At 62.1% G+C, this 14,549-nt stretch carries 16 protein-coding genes and 1 tRNA gene; 10 read left to right on the plus strand and 7 right to left on the minus strand.

Annotation, left to right across the window (positions count from 1 at the left end):
- Positions 1-39 precede the first annotated feature (39 nt).
- The 3 genes from AC6GQJ_RS06670 to AC6GQJ_RS06680 all read left to right on the plus strand — a co-directional run bounded on the left by AC6GQJ_RS06670 (position 40) and on the right by AC6GQJ_RS06680 (position 1,949).
- Positions 40-249: a helix-turn-helix domain-containing protein gene (locus AC6GQJ_RS06670; protein ID WP_500773004.1), complete on the plus strand. Its 210-nt coding sequence runs from the start codon at positions 40-42 to the stop codon at positions 247-249.
- Between the two features lie 6 nt (positions 250-255).
- Complete coding sequence (locus AC6GQJ_RS06675; RefSeq protein ID WP_500773006.1) at positions 256-681, plus strand: hypothetical protein; 426 nt, start codon at positions 256-258, stop codon at positions 679-681.
- Positions 682-917: 236 nt separating this feature from the next.
- Positions 918-1,949: a tyrosine-type recombinase/integrase gene (locus tag AC6GQJ_RS06680; protein ID WP_500773008.1), complete on the plus strand. Its 1,032-nt coding sequence runs from the start codon at positions 918-920 to the stop codon at positions 1,947-1,949.
- 103 nt (positions 1,950-2,052) lie between these two features.
- On the opposite strand, the gene AC6GQJ_RS06685 is transcribed toward AC6GQJ_RS06680, so the two are convergent.
- The 3 genes from AC6GQJ_RS06685 to ychF all read right to left on the minus strand — a co-directional run bounded on the left by AC6GQJ_RS06685 (position 2,053) and on the right by ychF (position 3,803).
- A tRNA-Ser gene (locus tag AC6GQJ_RS06685) sits at positions 2,053-2,142 on the minus strand.
- Positions 2,143-2,238: 96 nt separating this feature from the next.
- On the minus strand, positions 2,239-2,709 hold the full coding sequence (locus tag AC6GQJ_RS06690) for a hypothetical protein (protein ID WP_500773010.1): 471 nt from the start codon (positions 2,707-2,709) through the stop codon (positions 2,239-2,241).
- Positions 2,706-3,803 (minus strand): redox-regulated ATPase YchF, encoded by a 1,098-nt coding sequence (gene ychF / locus AC6GQJ_RS06695; protein WP_500773012.1) that lies wholly within the window; start codon positions 3,801-3,803, stop codon positions 2,706-2,708. Before ychF ends, AC6GQJ_RS06690 begins: the two co-directional genes overlap by 4 nt.
- Positions 3,804-3,940: 137 nt before the next feature.
- Between ychF and trpA the strand changes: the two genes are divergently transcribed.
- Positions 3,941-4,735 (plus strand): tryptophan synthase subunit alpha, encoded by a 795-nt coding sequence (gene trpA, locus AC6GQJ_RS06700; protein WP_500773014.1) that lies wholly within the window; start codon positions 3,941-3,943, stop codon positions 4,733-4,735.
- On the opposite strand, the gene AC6GQJ_RS06705 is transcribed toward trpA, so the two are convergent.
- The 3 genes from AC6GQJ_RS06705 to trmB all read right to left on the minus strand — a co-directional run bounded on the left by AC6GQJ_RS06705 (position 4,736) and on the right by trmB (position 7,542).
- Positions 4,736-5,362: a (d)CMP kinase gene (locus AC6GQJ_RS06705; RefSeq protein ID WP_500773016.1), complete on the minus strand. Its 627-nt coding sequence runs from the start codon at positions 5,360-5,362 to the stop codon at positions 4,736-4,738.
- Entirely contained in the window at positions 5,359-6,708 is a 1,350-nt protein-coding gene (aroA, locus tag AC6GQJ_RS06710; protein WP_500773018.1) for a 3-phosphoshikimate 1-carboxyvinyltransferase, read from the minus strand. Before aroA ends, AC6GQJ_RS06705 begins: the two co-directional genes overlap by 4 nt.
- Positions 6,709-6,843: 135 nt before the next feature.
- A complete protein-coding gene (gene trmB, locus AC6GQJ_RS06715) occupies positions 6,844-7,542 on the minus strand; it encodes a tRNA (guanosine(46)-N7)-methyltransferase TrmB (RefSeq protein WP_500773020.1) in 699 nt (232 codons plus the stop codon).
- Between the two features lie 123 nt (positions 7,543-7,665).
- Between trmB and AC6GQJ_RS06720 the strand changes: the two genes are divergently transcribed.
- Positions 7,666-8,832 carry an alpha-hydroxy acid oxidase gene (locus tag AC6GQJ_RS06720; RefSeq protein WP_500773022.1) on the plus strand — a complete coding sequence of 389 codons (1,167 nt, stop codon included), beginning with the start codon at positions 7,666-7,668 and terminating at the stop codon, positions 8,830-8,832.
- Positions 8,833-8,942: 110 nt separating this feature from the next.
- Here the strand turns inward: AC6GQJ_RS06720 and AC6GQJ_RS06725 are convergent, their stop codons facing one another.
- Entirely contained in the window at positions 8,943-10,094 is a 1,152-nt protein-coding gene (locus AC6GQJ_RS06725; RefSeq protein WP_500773024.1) for an MFS transporter, read from the minus strand.
- 150 nt (positions 10,095-10,244) lie between these two features.
- Between AC6GQJ_RS06725 and AC6GQJ_RS06730 the strand changes: the two genes are divergently transcribed.
- The 5 genes from AC6GQJ_RS06730 (at position 10,245) to AC6GQJ_RS06750 (ending at position 14,545) form a co-directional block, all read left to right on the plus strand.
- A complete protein-coding gene (locus AC6GQJ_RS06730) occupies positions 10,245-10,889 on the plus strand; it encodes a 50S ribosomal protein L25/general stress protein Ctc (RefSeq protein ID WP_500773026.1) in 645 nt (214 codons plus the stop codon).
- 356 nt (positions 10,890-11,245) lie between these two features.
- The gene (pth, locus tag AC6GQJ_RS06735) at positions 11,246-11,929 is read left to right on the plus strand and encodes an aminoacyl-tRNA hydrolase (protein ID WP_500773028.1); all 684 of its coding nucleotides are present in this window, start codon (positions 11,246-11,248) and stop codon (positions 11,927-11,929) included.
- A complete protein-coding gene (locus AC6GQJ_RS06740) occupies positions 11,926-12,960 on the plus strand; it encodes a DUF2332 domain-containing protein (RefSeq protein ID WP_500773030.1) in 1,035 nt (344 codons plus the stop codon). The genes pth and AC6GQJ_RS06740 overlap by 4 nt, the downstream gene beginning before the upstream one ends.
- Before the next feature lie 43 nt (positions 12,961-13,003).
- On the plus strand, positions 13,004-14,173 hold the full coding sequence (locus AC6GQJ_RS06745; protein WP_500773032.1) for a serine hydrolase domain-containing protein: 1,170 nt from the start codon (positions 13,004-13,006) through the stop codon (positions 14,171-14,173).
- A 3-nt stretch (positions 14,174-14,176) separates the two neighbouring features.
- Positions 14,177-14,545 carry a DUF2237 family protein gene (locus AC6GQJ_RS06750; protein WP_500773034.1) on the plus strand — a complete coding sequence of 123 codons (369 nt, stop codon included), beginning with the start codon at positions 14,177-14,179 and terminating at the stop codon, positions 14,543-14,545.
- Positions 14,546-14,549: the final 4 nt, after the last annotated feature.

The following is a 14,549-nucleotide window of genomic DNA, read 5'->3' on the forward strand; positions in this document are numbered from 1 at the left end:
GCCAAAGTTCACCCATCGTCAAATGATGGAGTATGAACGATGACAACTTCGAAACAAAACAACCAACCCACAACCCCTATTGCCGTATCACCTGATGAAGCTGCACGCCTTGCAGGCATCGGACGGACAAGCCTCTACGCCGCCTTGGCCAAAGGTGATCTGAAAAGCATTAAGATTGGCACGCGCCGCCTGATCAAGATTGAGGCCATCCACGAATGGCTTGCGTCATACCAAACGGGTGCGGAGTAGGTCGCCGTGCCAAAGCAAGCCCGCCTGAGTGGTATCAAGTCTTATCATTGCTACACAAAAGCGGAGGCGGCGACACTTGTCGGCGTTTCCACCCGCACCATTGGGAACTGGACACGGGATGGGTTGCCCCTGTTGGACGCGTCATACCCGCCCCTCATTCGCGGCGATGACCTGCGCAGTCACATCACCGCCCAGCGCGAAGGCCGCAAGGTTAAAACTGATCTATGTGAGTTTTATTGCCTGCGTTGCAGAAAGGGCCGTCGCCCTGCAGGCGAGATGGCGGATTGCAAAATTGAAGGCAACAAAGCCATGCTCACCGCCCTGTGTGACGTCTGTGAAGGCATCGTGTGCAAGCCAATATCCTTGGCCCGCCTTCAAGAAGTCCGTTCCAAACTGGACCTCACAATAAAGCGGGCGGAAGCGACATTATAATGGTGGACATAAGCCCCCCTGTACTTCCCATTCCACCACTGCCCTGCGTTGCCTTCAAAAGTCACCCGCTACGCACTGTTTTGAACCTTCTATTGAGCATACCGACCCTATTGCGGGTAATGCCGGAATGGCGGGTGTTCTCTGATTACCAAAAACTCGGAATTGTACTGCCAGATACCATGCTGGTCCGCCAAAACTCCCCGTCCCAAAATTGCCCCCAAGCTTAGGAGCCTACCATGACCAAACGCCCCAACGAGAAGAACGAACGCCTGAAACGCCGCTTTCTGGAATATCGCAAGTTTGCCCGCCAGCTTTCGGACAAGACGCTGGATCGTGAAATCGCAGCCCTTGAACGGTTTGACGTCTGGAACGGGCGAAAGGACTTCGCCCGCTTTCATATTGAGCAGGCGATGGGGTTCCGCACCCACTTGGAACAAAGCAAGACGAATACTGGAAAGCCTTTGGGCAAATCGACAATGCGGTCTGTATTGGCGACCTTGCGGGAATTTATCTTGTGGCTTTCTCAGCAAGACGGGTTTCGCAGTCGTATCAAAGCAGCGGACGCAGATTATTTCAATCTATCGCGTCGGGATGAAGCAGAGGCCCGCGCGTCCCCGCCACGTCCTGCACCCAGCATAAACCAAGCCAAGCGCGCCCTTGACCTTATGCCCAGCGCCACACCACAACAAAAACGCGACAAGGCTGTCTTTGCCCTTCTTTGCCTAACAGGCGTTCGTGTCGCGGCTTTGGTATCGCTCAAGATCAAACACATTGATTTGCAGGAACAGTCCGTCACCCAAAACCCGCGCGAAGTGGCAACCAAGTTTGGCAAGGTCATCGACACTTTCTTTGCAAAAGGATTTGATGACGCAGAAACCGCCCTTACGGAATGGATGACCTATTGCGATGAGGTAGCCTTGTACGGTCCCGATGATCCTTTGTTCCCAGCAACCGCGATAACTGCAAAGTCAAATTCAGGTTTCGCAGCAAACGGATTTACGCGCGAACATTGGAAAACTACCGAACCCGTGCGTAAAATCGTTCGCATAGCGTATGAGGCTGTAGGCGTTCCCAACTATGGCCCACACGCCTTTCGTCACATGCTGGCCCGCCATGCGGCCAAACATTGCACATCTGTAGCAGAATTGGTCGCCACGTCTCAGAACCTTGGGCACACGGATGTATTGACCACTTTGCGCAGTTACGGCCAAATTAGTCGGGATGAACAACGCAAGCTGATTACCGGAAATACGTCTGATTTAGATTGAAACGGCACAATCTGAGCGGAAGCGCGATGTGGGAACAAATGTGGGAACGATTTGCGTGATTGCTGGTATTTTTCATAAAAATCAATATGATATCAAGGCGCGGTGGCGGAGACGAAGGGATTCGAACCCTCGAGACCCTTCCGGGCCTACTCCCTTAGCAGGGGAGCGCCTTCGACCACTCGGCCACGTCTCCGCTGACCCGTCTAACGATGTGGTTTCAGGAGGGCAAGACCAGAAACGCAGAGATTGTGACCTCTTGCGCCGTCGCCATACACCGCGTGCGCAGGCCCTACTTCTTGATGCGTTTGATCTGGAATGCGGGCAGTGCGTTGACGGCTGTGCGCATGGTCGTTTCGATCATCGCGGCCTCGTCGGGCGACAGAGTACGCGGTTTGGTCAGGGTCAGGTTCATCGTAATCACCTGTTTCTGCCGTTTGGTCGCGGGGGTGCTGGCCAGCACATCCAGACGCCCGCCCCGACCCGTCGGGGTGGTGAATTGCTGGGACAGCCCCTCAAGGCCGTAGCTGTTGGAATAGCTGAACTCGGGCGCCATCTGCAGGCCTTGCGCCGCTGCCGCACGCCGGAAGATCGCCAGCAACTCGCGTCCCCCGATGCGGGGTGAGGCAACATCGCGTTCCACCATCTGCACGCTGGAACGCGCGCGGCTGCCGACAAAATCCGCGGCCTGTGCGACACCTGCCAGCAGGGCAAACCCCGCCAGCAGTGCGCCGAATGCGCCAGATCGCAGTGCGCGCTTCACGTGTTGAACAGGAAGTGCAGAACGTCGCCGTCCTTAACCGTGTAACCTTTGCCCTCGGCGCGCATCTTGCCCGCCTCTTTCGCGGGGCCTTCGCCGCCCAGCGTGACAAAGTCGTCATAGGCGATGGTTTCGGCGCGGATGAACCCTTTTTCGAAGTCACCGTGGATCACGCCCGCAGCCTTGGGGGCCGACGTGCCAGCGGGAATCGTCCAAGCGCGCGCCTCTTTGGGGCCGACGGTGAAATAGGTCTCAAGGTGCAGCAGCTCATAGCCCGCGCGGATCAGGCGATCCAGACCCGCTTCGGCCAGACCCATTTCCTCAAGGAACATCTGCGCCTCGTCAGCCTCCAACTGGCTGATTTCTTCCTCGATCTGGGCCGAGATAATGACATGGGCGTTGCCTTGCGCTGCGGCCATTTCACCGACAGCCGCCGAATGCGCGTTGCCGTCGGAGGCTTCGGATTCGCCCACGTTGCAGACATACAGCACCGGCTTGGTGGTCAGCAGTTGCAGCATGTTCCACGCCTTGCGGTCGTCGTCGTCCACCTCGACCAAGCGGGCGGGACGGCCATCTTCCAACGCAGCCAGTGCAGCGCGCATCAGGCGTTCTTGCTGCACGGCCTCTTTGTCGCCACCGCGCACCTTGCGCACGATGTTTTGCAGGCGCTTTTCGATGCTTTCGATATCGGCTAGCATCAATTCAGTTTCGATGGTCTCGGCATCGGCCACGGGATCAACGCGCCCTTCCACATGGGTCACGTCGCCGTCTTCGAAACAGCGCAGCACATGGGCAATCGCGTCCACCTCGCGGATGTTGGCAAGGAACTGGTTGCCCAGCCCTTCGCCCTTGGACGCACCTTTGACGAGGCCCGCAATATCCACAAATGTCATGCGTGTGGGGATGATGGATTTGGACGCGGCAATCTCGGCCAGCTTGTCCAGACGCGCATCGGGCACCGCCACCTCGCCCACATTGGGCTCGATGGTGCAGAACGGAAAGTTCGCCGCCTGCGCCGCAGCGGTTTTAGTCAATGCGTTGAACAGGGTCGATTTGCCCACATTGGGCAGCCCCACGATTCCCATCTTAAAGCCCATGACAGTCCCCTTTTTGCGACGTTTGGCCGCTTCTAGCAGGACCGCGCACAGGCGCAAGCCTGCGGGCGTTGATCCGCGCGGCTCTTGCGTTCGCGCGCCGCTTGGGGCAGGTCAAGGCCAACCAGCCGGAGATTGACATGACCACCCGCATCGACACCAAATTCGCAGAGTTGGCCGCCCAGGGGCGCAAGGCCTTTGTCGCCTATGTGATGGCGGGCGACCCCGACTATGACCGGTCGCTTGAAATCGTGCGTGGCATGCCCGCCGCAGGCGTGGACATCATCGAACTGGGTCTGCCCTTTACCGACCCGATGGCCGATGGCCCGACGATCCAGCTGGCTGGCCAGCGCGCACTTGAGGCGGGGATGACCCTGCAACGCACACTCGACATGGTGCGCGATTTCCGCGCGCGGGATGACAAGACGCCGATTGTGCTGATGGGCTATTACAACCCGATCTATTCGCGTGGCGTGGACAAATTTCTGGTCGACGCGAAAGAGGCCGGTATCGACGGGCTGATCGTTGTGGACCTGCCCCCAGAAGAAGACAGCGAACTCTGCATTCCGGCACAGGCGGCGGGGCTGAACTTCATCCGCCTCGCAACGCCCACCACGGATGACAAACGCCTGCCCCGCGTGCTGCAAAACACATCCGGCTTTGTCTATTATGTGTCGATCACCGGTATCACCGGCGCGGCCGAGGCCGAAGCGACCGATGTCGGCCCCGAAGTGGCGCGCATCAAATCCGCAACGGACCTGCCCGTCATTGTTGGCTTTGGCATCAACACGCCAGAAAAATCCCGCGCCATCGCGTCGGTCGCGGACGGCGCTGTGGTCGGATCGGCCATCGTCAGCCGTATCGCGGCAGGCGACAGCGCGGCGGACGTGCTGGCGTTCGTGAAATCCCTGTCGGACGGCGCGCACAGCGCCTGATCAGGCGTCCTGCGCCGCCGTCACAATTGCGATAGCCGCCGCCACGGCGGCATCAATCCCCATCTCGGATGTGTCCAGCACATGCGCGCCCTCTGCGGGTTTCAGCGGCGCAGTACTGCGTTCGCTGTCACGCGCATCGCGGGCCTTAACATCGGCTAGAACGTCCTCGTAAACGGGGCCGTGGCCACGCTCAGTCAGTTCGTCAAAGCGGCGCTTGGCGCGCACTTCGGGCGTGGCGGTGACAAACATCTTCACCTCGGCCTGCGGGCAAATCACCGTGCAGATGTCGCGCCCGTCCAGAACCGCGCCCCCTGCCCTGCGGGCAAACGCGCGCTGGAAATCCAGCAATGCGGCCCGCACTTCGGGGATCACGGCAACTTTGCTGGCCGCCTGTGCCACCGCCGCCGTGCGCAACGCATCGTCCTCCAGCGCTTGGGCCTGCAAATTGCGCGCGGCCTCGATCGGGTCAGCCCCTGTCAGAACCTGCGCACCCACCGCCCGATACAGCAATCCGGTATCCAGATGTGCCAGACCGAACTGCGCCGCGACGGCGCGGCTGATCGTGCCCTTGCCTGCGGCGGCGGGGCCATCAATGGCGACGGTGAACGGTTCGGTACGGGTCTTCATGCGTCGCGGCTTACCTTTGCGCCCAGTTCCGCCATCAAAGGCTCGAAAATCGGGAAGGACGTGGCAATCGGCCCGCCATCATCTACGGACATGGGCGCGTTGGTCGCCATGCCCATCACCAGAAACGCCATGGCGATGCGGTGGTCCAGATGGCTGGCGCAGGTCGCCCCGCCCGGCACGTTGCCGTGGCCAAGGCCGGTCACGGTCCACCAGTCCGGCCCGTCCTCGACCGTCACGCCAGCGGCGCGCAGGCCGCTTGCCATCGCCTCGATCCGGTCGCTTTCCTTGACGCGCAGTTCCTTCACACCCGCCATGTGGGTCTTGCCCGTGGCAAAGGACGCCACCACCGACAGTACGGGATATTCGTCGATCATGCTCGCCGCGCGCTCGGTCGGCACCTCGATCCCCTTGAGGTTGGGGGAGAAGCGCGCGCGCAGATCGGCCACAGGCTCGCCGCCCTCGGTGCGCTCGTTTTCATAGGTCAGGTCCGCGCCCATCTCGCGCAGCGTGGTGAACAGGCCCGCCCGCGTCGGGTTCAACCCGATGGTCGGTACCAACACGTCCGAGCCCGGCACGATCAGCGCCGCACAGACCGGAAACGCCGCCGAGGACGGATCGCGCGGCACGTCGATATGCTGCGGCTTCAACTCGGGCTGACCGGTCAGGGTGATGACACGGCCTTCGTCGGTGATTTCGGTGGTGATGGTCGCACCGAACCCCGCCAGCATCCGCTCTGTGTGATCGCGGGTGGCTTCGGCCTCGGTTACAACCGTCTGGCCCGGCGCGTTCAACCCCGCCAGCAACACGGCGGATTTCACCTGTGCCGATGGCACCGGCACGGTGTAGCGCGCAGGCACCGGATCGGCAGCGCCCACCAGCGTCATGGGCAGGCGTCCGCCCTCGCGCCCAACCGACTTGCACCCGAACAGCGCCAGCGGATCGGTCACACGCGCCATCGGGCGCTTGTTCAGGCTCGCATCGCCCGTAAACGTGGCCGAGATCGGAGAGGTCGCCATCGCCCCCATGATCAACCGCACACCGGTGCCCGAGTTGCCGCAGTCGATCACCTGATCCGGCTCGGCAAAGCCGCCAACGCCAACACCGTGGACCGACCATTTGCCGCCCCCGTGGTTCGTCACCTCTGCGCCAAAGGCACGCATCGCCTTGGCCGTGTCCAGCACGTCCTGCCCTTCCAGAAGGCCGTTGATCGTGGTTTCGCCCACGGCCATCGCGCCAAGGATCAGCGCACGGTGCGAAATGGATTTATCACCGGGCACATTTGCCGTCCCGTTCAGGGGGCCGCATTTGGCAGAGGTCATCGGGATCGGAGCGCCGTGGCTGGACATGTGAAACTCGCTTCTTGAATGGTCCGCGCACACCTACCGCCTCCCCCGCCAAGCGTCCAGAGCCGAGGCGCAAGTAGCACGCCGCCGCGTCTATGGCGGCGGTCAGTCAGGTTCAGGAAATTGGTGGGTGGGGTGTCAGCCCTGACGGCGGAAGGTCAGGTAATGCGGCACACGCCCCTCGCGCAGCGCCTTTTGCTCGTAACGGGTGCTGATCCAGTCATCCCACGCCACGCGCCAGTCCTCCGGCCCCTCGGCCAGCCATTCAAATCCGGCCTTCGGCACTTCCTCAAGCGTTTGGCGCACATAGTCGGGAATGTCCGTCGCCACGCGCAGGATCGCACCGGGCTTCATCACCCGCGCCAGCGGCTCCAGATGTTCGGGCGTGACAAAACGTCGGCGATGATGGCGCGCCTTGGGCCACGGATCGGGATAGAGCAGAAAGGCCCGCGAAATGCTCTGCTCAGGCAGCACATCCATCAGATCGCGCGCATCACCGGGGTGCACGGCAAGGTTCTCGACTCCCGCACGGCGGATCTTGCCCAGCAACATGGCGACGCCGTTGATATACGGCTCTGCCCCGATGATCCCCACGTCCGGGTTCTGCGCGGCCTGATGTACCAGATGCTCGCCACCGCCAAACCCGACTTCCAGCCACACAGGCCGTTCCCCGAACAGGGCGCTCAGGTCCAACGGCGCGCGCTCGGGATTGTCCTCCCATGACACAGGGCCGGGCGACAAGGCGTCCAGATCTTCGGCGATGTAACGTTTCTGGCTGTCCTTAAGGGTCTTGCCCTTGAGACGGCCATAGAAATTGCGATGGGGTCTGTCTGTCATGGCGCGGCATGTAACGCGCACAGCGCCCCCGCGCAATGGCACGTGGGGACACGGGCGCGCAGAACGATTGACGGGTTATCGCCGGATTGGTAATGAAAATTGACCAATATGCGAGGTTTCTCCGTGCCCACCATCACCAACATCGAAGACCTTAAGCGGCTCTACAAACGGCGCGTGCCGCAGATGTTCTACGACTACTGCGAATCGGGCAGCTGGACCGAGCAGACCTTCCGCGACAACTGTTCCGACTTCGACCAGATCCGCCTGCGCCAGCGCGTGGCTGTGGACATGACCGGCCGCAGTACCAAAAGCCAGATGATCGGACAGGACGTGGCCATGCCCGTCGCCCTCGCCCCCGTGGGCCTGACGGGGATGCAGCACGCCGATGGCGAGATGAAAGCCGCCCGCGCCGCTGAAAAGTTCGGCGTGCCCTTCACCCTGTCGACCATGTCCATCAACTCGATCGAAGACGTGGCAGGGTACACAAACGCCCCCTTCTGGTTCCAGCTTTACACCATGAAGGACGAGGATTTCGTGAACCGCCTGATCCAGCGGGCCAAGGACGCAAAATGCTCGGCCCTCGTGATCACGCTTGATTTGCAAATCCTCGGCCAGCGCCACAAGGACGTGAAAAACGGCCTCTCCGCCCCGCCCAAGCTGACGCCCAAGACGCTTGCCAATCTGGCCACGAAATGGGGCTGGGGCATCGACATGCTGTCGGCCAAACGGCGGCACTTCGGTAATATCGTGGGCCACGTGCACGGCGTGTCCGACATGTCCCAACTGGGCGCATGGACGGCCGAACAATTCGACCCCTCCCTCGACTGGGGCAAGATCGCCAAGCTCAAGGAACAATGGGGCGGCAAGGTCATCCTCAAAGGCATCCTCGACGCCGAAGACGCCAAAATGGCCCTTAAGGTCGGCGCGGATGCGATCATCGTGTCCAACCACGGCGGGCGGCAACTGGATGGCGCCATCAGCTCCATCCGCGCCCTGCCGTCGATTTTGGACGCCGTGGGCGACCAGATCGAAGTCCACCTCGACGGCGGCATCCGCTCCGGTCAGGACGTGTTGAAAGCCGTCGCCATGGGGGCCAAAGGCACCTATATCGGCCGCGCCTTCATCTACGGCCTTGGCGCTATGGGCGAAAAAGGTGTCACGTCCGCACTAGAGGTCATCCAGAAAGAACTCGACACCACCATGGCCCTGTGCGGCGAAACCCAAGTCTCGAACCTCGGGCGCCACAACCTGCTCATCCCGCAAGATTTCGAAGGGCGCTGGCAAGACTGAAGGCAGCGCCAGCGGCAAAAGTCAGGATCGTACATATTTGAAGAACAATGATGGTCAGGACAGACCCCACCCCATCATTGTTCCAAAAATATGCATATCCCGCCTTTGGATCAGCGCCGCGCTGACAGCATCCGCGACCACGCCGGCAACAGGATGGCCGCCACGGCGAACATCACTGTGGCGATGACAAAGAAGGCGGCGCGCAAGCCAAAGCTTTCGGCCACAAACCCCATGACCACAGGCCCGAGGAAAAAGGCGGCATAGCCCAGTGCCGCTGCCTGCGAGATCGCGGCAAGGCGGTGGCGCGGGGCGACGGCTTGGCCGACAAGGCCCAGCGCAAGCGGGCCGACCACCGACACACCCAGCCCGCCGAGGAAGAAGCCCGCATAGGCCAGCCCGAGCGACGGGGCCGCGCCCGCGAGCGCCAGACCGGTGCCCGCCACGCAAGAGGCCAGCACCATTACACGCATTGGCGGCCAGCCAGCGCCGAACACATGCGCGCCCAGCCGCCCGATGGCCATGCCTGTGCCAAGCAATGCGGGACCAAGCGCGCCTTGCGCGGGCCCACCGCCCAGCGTGCGTTCCAGATGCAGGGCGGACCAGCCTTCGGAGGCGGCCTCGCCCAGAAACGCCGCCAACACGACCAGCCCGCCGACCCAGACAAGGCCAAAAGACATGGATTGCGGCTGTTCAGAGAGTTCCTGCGCCGCTCTGCGGTCCGGCAGGCGCATCCACACCATCAGGACTGCGACCAGCAGGCCCATGCCCGCAAACACCGCCAGCGGGCCAAAGCCCGCCTCGCGCGCGGCCCCCACCGCGATGGCGGCGATTGCATAGGCGACCGAGAACAACCCGTGGTTCAGGTTCATCAGGCTGCGGCCTGTCTCGGATTCGGCCTCGCTTACTTCGGCATTGGCAAGCACATCCGCCACGCCCGACCCACCCGCCGCAACCACAAGGCCAAGGCCCACCATCGCCGGACTGTCCGCCGCGCCCGTCACAAGGAAGCCGACGACCATCGCCAGCACCCCCACGGCAATCGACCACGCCCCCACCAGACGGTAGACAAGCGGCGCCAGCCACATCGCCATCAGCGCCCCCGTCGAACCCACAAGGATCAACGTCCCCCATAGCCCGTCACCGACGCCCACCTGCGCCTTGATCACCGGCATCTGGGCCGAAAAACTGGCCCAGCCGATACCGATCACGGCAAAGGCAGCCAAGGCGCGGCGCGAGGCCACAAGATCATTCAAAAGTCGCATGGCAACGGGCTGTCACGATCCCCCTGCCCCGTCCAGCGCAAAGGCGCACGGATTTGCACTTTTCAAAACGGACAAACCGGTGTACGTCGCGCACTTCACGCGGGGTGACAGCCTTGGAGGCATCCCGCCCTAAACATATGGAGAATTATCATGGCTGGAGAGATTCCTGATCTCGAAGCTCTGGAACGGACGGGGACAGGCAAGGGCGCCGCTCGTCAGGCACGCCGCGACGGCATGGTTCCGGGGATTGTATTTGGTGGCGACACAGATCCGCTGCCGATCAATCTGCCTTTCAACAAGCTGCTGAAAATGCTGCGCGCTGGGCGTTTCCGCTCGACGCTGTTCAACCTGAAGGTTGAAGGCCACGACGACGTCCGCGTCATCTGCCGCGACGTTCAGCGCCACGTTGTAAAAGACCTGCCGACCCACGTTGATTTCATGCGCCTCAAGCGTACCACAAAGATCAACCTGTTCATCGGTGTGGAAGTGACTGGCGAAGAAGTCTCGCCCGGCCTGAAAAAAGGTGGCGTTCTGACCCTGATTCGCCCCGAAGTCGAACTGGTTGTGACCGCGGGCGATATCCCTGATCACATCACCATCGACGTGTCGGAATGTGAAATCGGCGACGCGATCACCATTTCTTCGGTCAAACTGCCCGAAGGCGCCAAGCCCACAATCGACCGTGACTTCGTGATCGCGAACATCTCGGCGCCGTCGGGTCTGCGCGCTGCGGATGACGACAACGACGATCAGGATGCGGACGAAGTACCCGCAACCGAGCAGAACGACGACTAAGTCGCAGCTTTCTGCAAGATGATTTAAGGCCGCTCAGCACTGGGCGGCCTTTTTCGTTCCGGCACGCACCTGTGGCCGGACGCACGGGACGGCTAGGGCCTTAACCCTTTCTTCACAAACCCGACCGCACGCTGCGTTAACCCCGCGAAATCCGCAAAAACGTGCATCTGCGGTGCACAGTTTGTGCACGGGCTGTGTACGGGATGTGCTTCGGCGGCGCGCCTTGTTTTAAAGGGGTTAACGCGGTCCCTCTGACGTTGCGTCCACCGACCCCGCCCCGCCGTTGCGCGTACGGTGCTTGTTCGCCCCTGTGGCGCGCTTTATGTTGCGCCGCAGCAAACCCGCAGGAGGATCCCATGAAACTCATTGTCGGTCTCGGGAACCCCGGGGCGAAATACGCGCGCAACCGTCACAACATCGGCTTCATGGCGCTGGACATGATGGCCGCCGATCACGGGTTCCCCGCATGGAAGTCCAAGCATCAGGGCGTCGTCTCCGAAGGGCGCTTTGGCTCGGACCGCGCTGTGTTGCTCAAGCCCGAAACCTTCATGAACAAGTCCGGCGATAGCGTCGGCGCGGCGATGCGGTTCTACAAACTCACCCCCGAAGATGTCATCGTGCTGCATGACGAAATCGACCTCGCCCCGGGCAAGGTGCGCTGGAAAGTCGGCGGCGGTCACGCGGGCCATAACGGACTGCGTTCGATCCACGCACATATCGGGGCGGACTATGCCCGCGTGCGCATGGGCGTGGGACATCCGGGCCACAAGGACGCCGTGCCCGGCTATGTGCTGCGCGACTTCCCCAAGGCGGACGCGGACTGGCTGGACGATGTGCTGCGCGGCTGTTCGGACGGCGCGCCGCATCTGGCACGTGGCGATGGCCCCAAGTTCATGAACGCCGTTGCCCTGCGCGTCGCCCCGCCCCGTTCCGGTGGCGGTGCCGCCACGCCAAAACCGAAGGCCCCCGCCGCGCCAAAAGTGGTCGAGGAACCGGACACACGCTCGCCACTGCAACGGCTCAAGGATCGCTTCTCGTGACGCTCGAGGCGGCGCTGCGCGATCAGGCGGCGACCTGTACGCGGATGGACTCGCCCTTCATGGGCCGCCTGCTGAACATCTTGGCCGACCACTGGGACAGGGACAGCGCCCTCGGGCGCGCCATGGCCGCCTATACGGGCGACATCGGACCGGCGGGCCATTCCCTGCCGTTGCGCATCGCGGGCGGGCTACATGCGCTGGTGCTCAAGGGGCAGGATACGGCCCTTGCCGCTGTCTTCCCACCACATGACGCCGATGATGCAACGCTTGAACAGGCGGTGCTTAGCGCGCTGAAAACGCACGAAAACGCCCTGATCGACTGGACGACCAGCGCCCCCCAAACCAACGAGGTACGGCGCAGCGCGGCACTAATCGCCATGGCCCATGTGGCTTGGTCGCATTTCAACCGCCCCATCGTCCTGTCAGAGCTTGGCGCAAGCGCCGGTTTGAACCTGATGTGGGACAGGTTTGCCTTGCGCACAGGCGACACGGATCATGGCCCGCAGGACGCGGCGCTGACCCTCAGCCCCGACTGGACCGGCCCAACACCGCCGCCCGCACATCCACAGGTTGTGGACAGGTTAGGCGTGGACCTGAACCCGTTGAATCCAAAGGATCCGGCGGACCTGCTGCGGCTCACTGCTTATCTCTGGGCCGATCAACCCCACAGACTTACCCTCACCCGCGCGGCGGCGTCGGTTTCTGCGGGTAAGGTCGAAAAAGGCGATGCGATCAATTGGTTGGCGCACCGTCTTGAGGCAGTGCCCGAAGGGCATATGCACATCATCCAGCACACCGTCGCATGGCAGTATTTCCCGCCCGACGCGCAGGCCCGTGGCACCGCCCTGATCGAACAGGCAGGCGCACGTGCCACCCCCGAAACACCCCTTGCGTGGATGCAGATGGAAACCGATGGCGACACCACCGGTGCCATCGGCGCGGCGCTGACCCTGCGCCTGTGGCCGGGGGATGTGACCCTACGTCTTGGGCGGGCCGATTTCCATGGACGCTGGATCAATTGGACGGGCTGACATCCGTTCGCTATGCATGAAGAACCGGCAATGGGGGTATGTCATGCGTGTGGTTCTAAAATGGACAATCAGGGTAGGTCTGGCGTTGATAATCGCCGCGCTTCTGGTTGGATTCTGGAAGCGGGAAGAGATCAGCCGCCTGCTGGCTGTGAACACTCTTTTTGACGAAGATCACATTATATCGAATTTCTCCAACATGCAGGCCGCGTTCCTGCACAGAGATATCCCCAGAGGCGACAATCCGGTCAGCCCCCTGCCTGCAGGTCGAGAGATGACCATGCCCGCCGCCTATGACGATTGGGTCAAGGCGCGCACCGTCACATCCACGCTGGTTCTCAAGGACGGCAAGATCGTGCACGAGGCCTATTACCGAGGCACGGGGCCGGGTGATCTGCGGATCAGCTGGTCGGTGGCGAAAAGCTATCTGTCGGCCCTGTTCGGCATTCTGGTGGACGAAGAGGCCATCGACTCCCTTGATGATCCGGTCACGAAATACGCGCCCCAACTGATCGGCGGCGCCTATGACGGGGCCACCGTGCGCAACGTGTTGCAGATGGCCAGCGGCATTACCTTTGACGAGGACTATCTGGATTACGACAGCGATATCAACCGGATGGGCCGCGTTCTGGCCTTGGGAGGCAAGATGGACGACTTTGCCGCGGGGCTGACAGAAACCTTTGCCCCCGCAGGTGAGACATGGAAATACACCTCGATCGACACCCATGTGGTCGGCATGGTGGCACGCGGTGCCACGGGGCAAAGCATCCCCGACCTCATGTCGCAAAAACTGATTGCGCCGCTGGGTCTGGAACGCACGCCACTGTACCTCACCGACGGGGTCGGCGTCGCCTTTGTGCTGGGCGGGCTTAACATCACCACCCGCGACTATGCGCGCTTTGGCCAGATGATCCTGCAAAACGGCGCATGGCAAGGCCGCCAGATCGTTCCCGCCGACTGGGTCGCGGCCTCGACCGTGCCCAGTGCCCCCACCCAAGAGGGCGAGATCGGCTATGGCTATCAGTGGTGGATCCCTGTCGGCGCGACCAGCGGGCAGTTCATGGGGCGCGGAATTTACGGCCAGTACCTCTATATCGACCAAGAGGCGGGCGTGGTGATCGTGTCCACTGCGGCGGATCGCCAGTTCCGCGAGGCGGGCGTGAGTGATAGCAATATCGACATGTTCCGCCAGATCGTCGCAGCCACAAAAGGATAAGCCATGGAACCCGATGACAGCGTCAACGTACTTGGCACCGCCCTGACCCTGTGCGGCGCGGATCCGGTCACCGGATTTTTCCGCGACGGCCACTGCAACACCTGCGCTGCCGATCAGGGCAGCCACACGGTCTGCGCCGTGATGACGGCCGAATTCCTCGCCTTTTCGAAATATGTGGGCAACGACCTGTCCACCCCCCGCCCCGAGTACAACTTTGCAGGTCTGAAGGCGGGCGATCACTGGTGCCTGTGCGCGGCGCGCTTCCTACAGACCCATGACGAGGGCTGCGCGCCCAAGGTGGCATTGACGGCCACGCATATGCGCGCGCTCGACATCGTGCCACTGGACGTATTGCGCCAGCACAGCCTGTAACGGC

This window comes from Tateyamaria sp. 7Alg 36 (genome assembly GCF_059882455.1).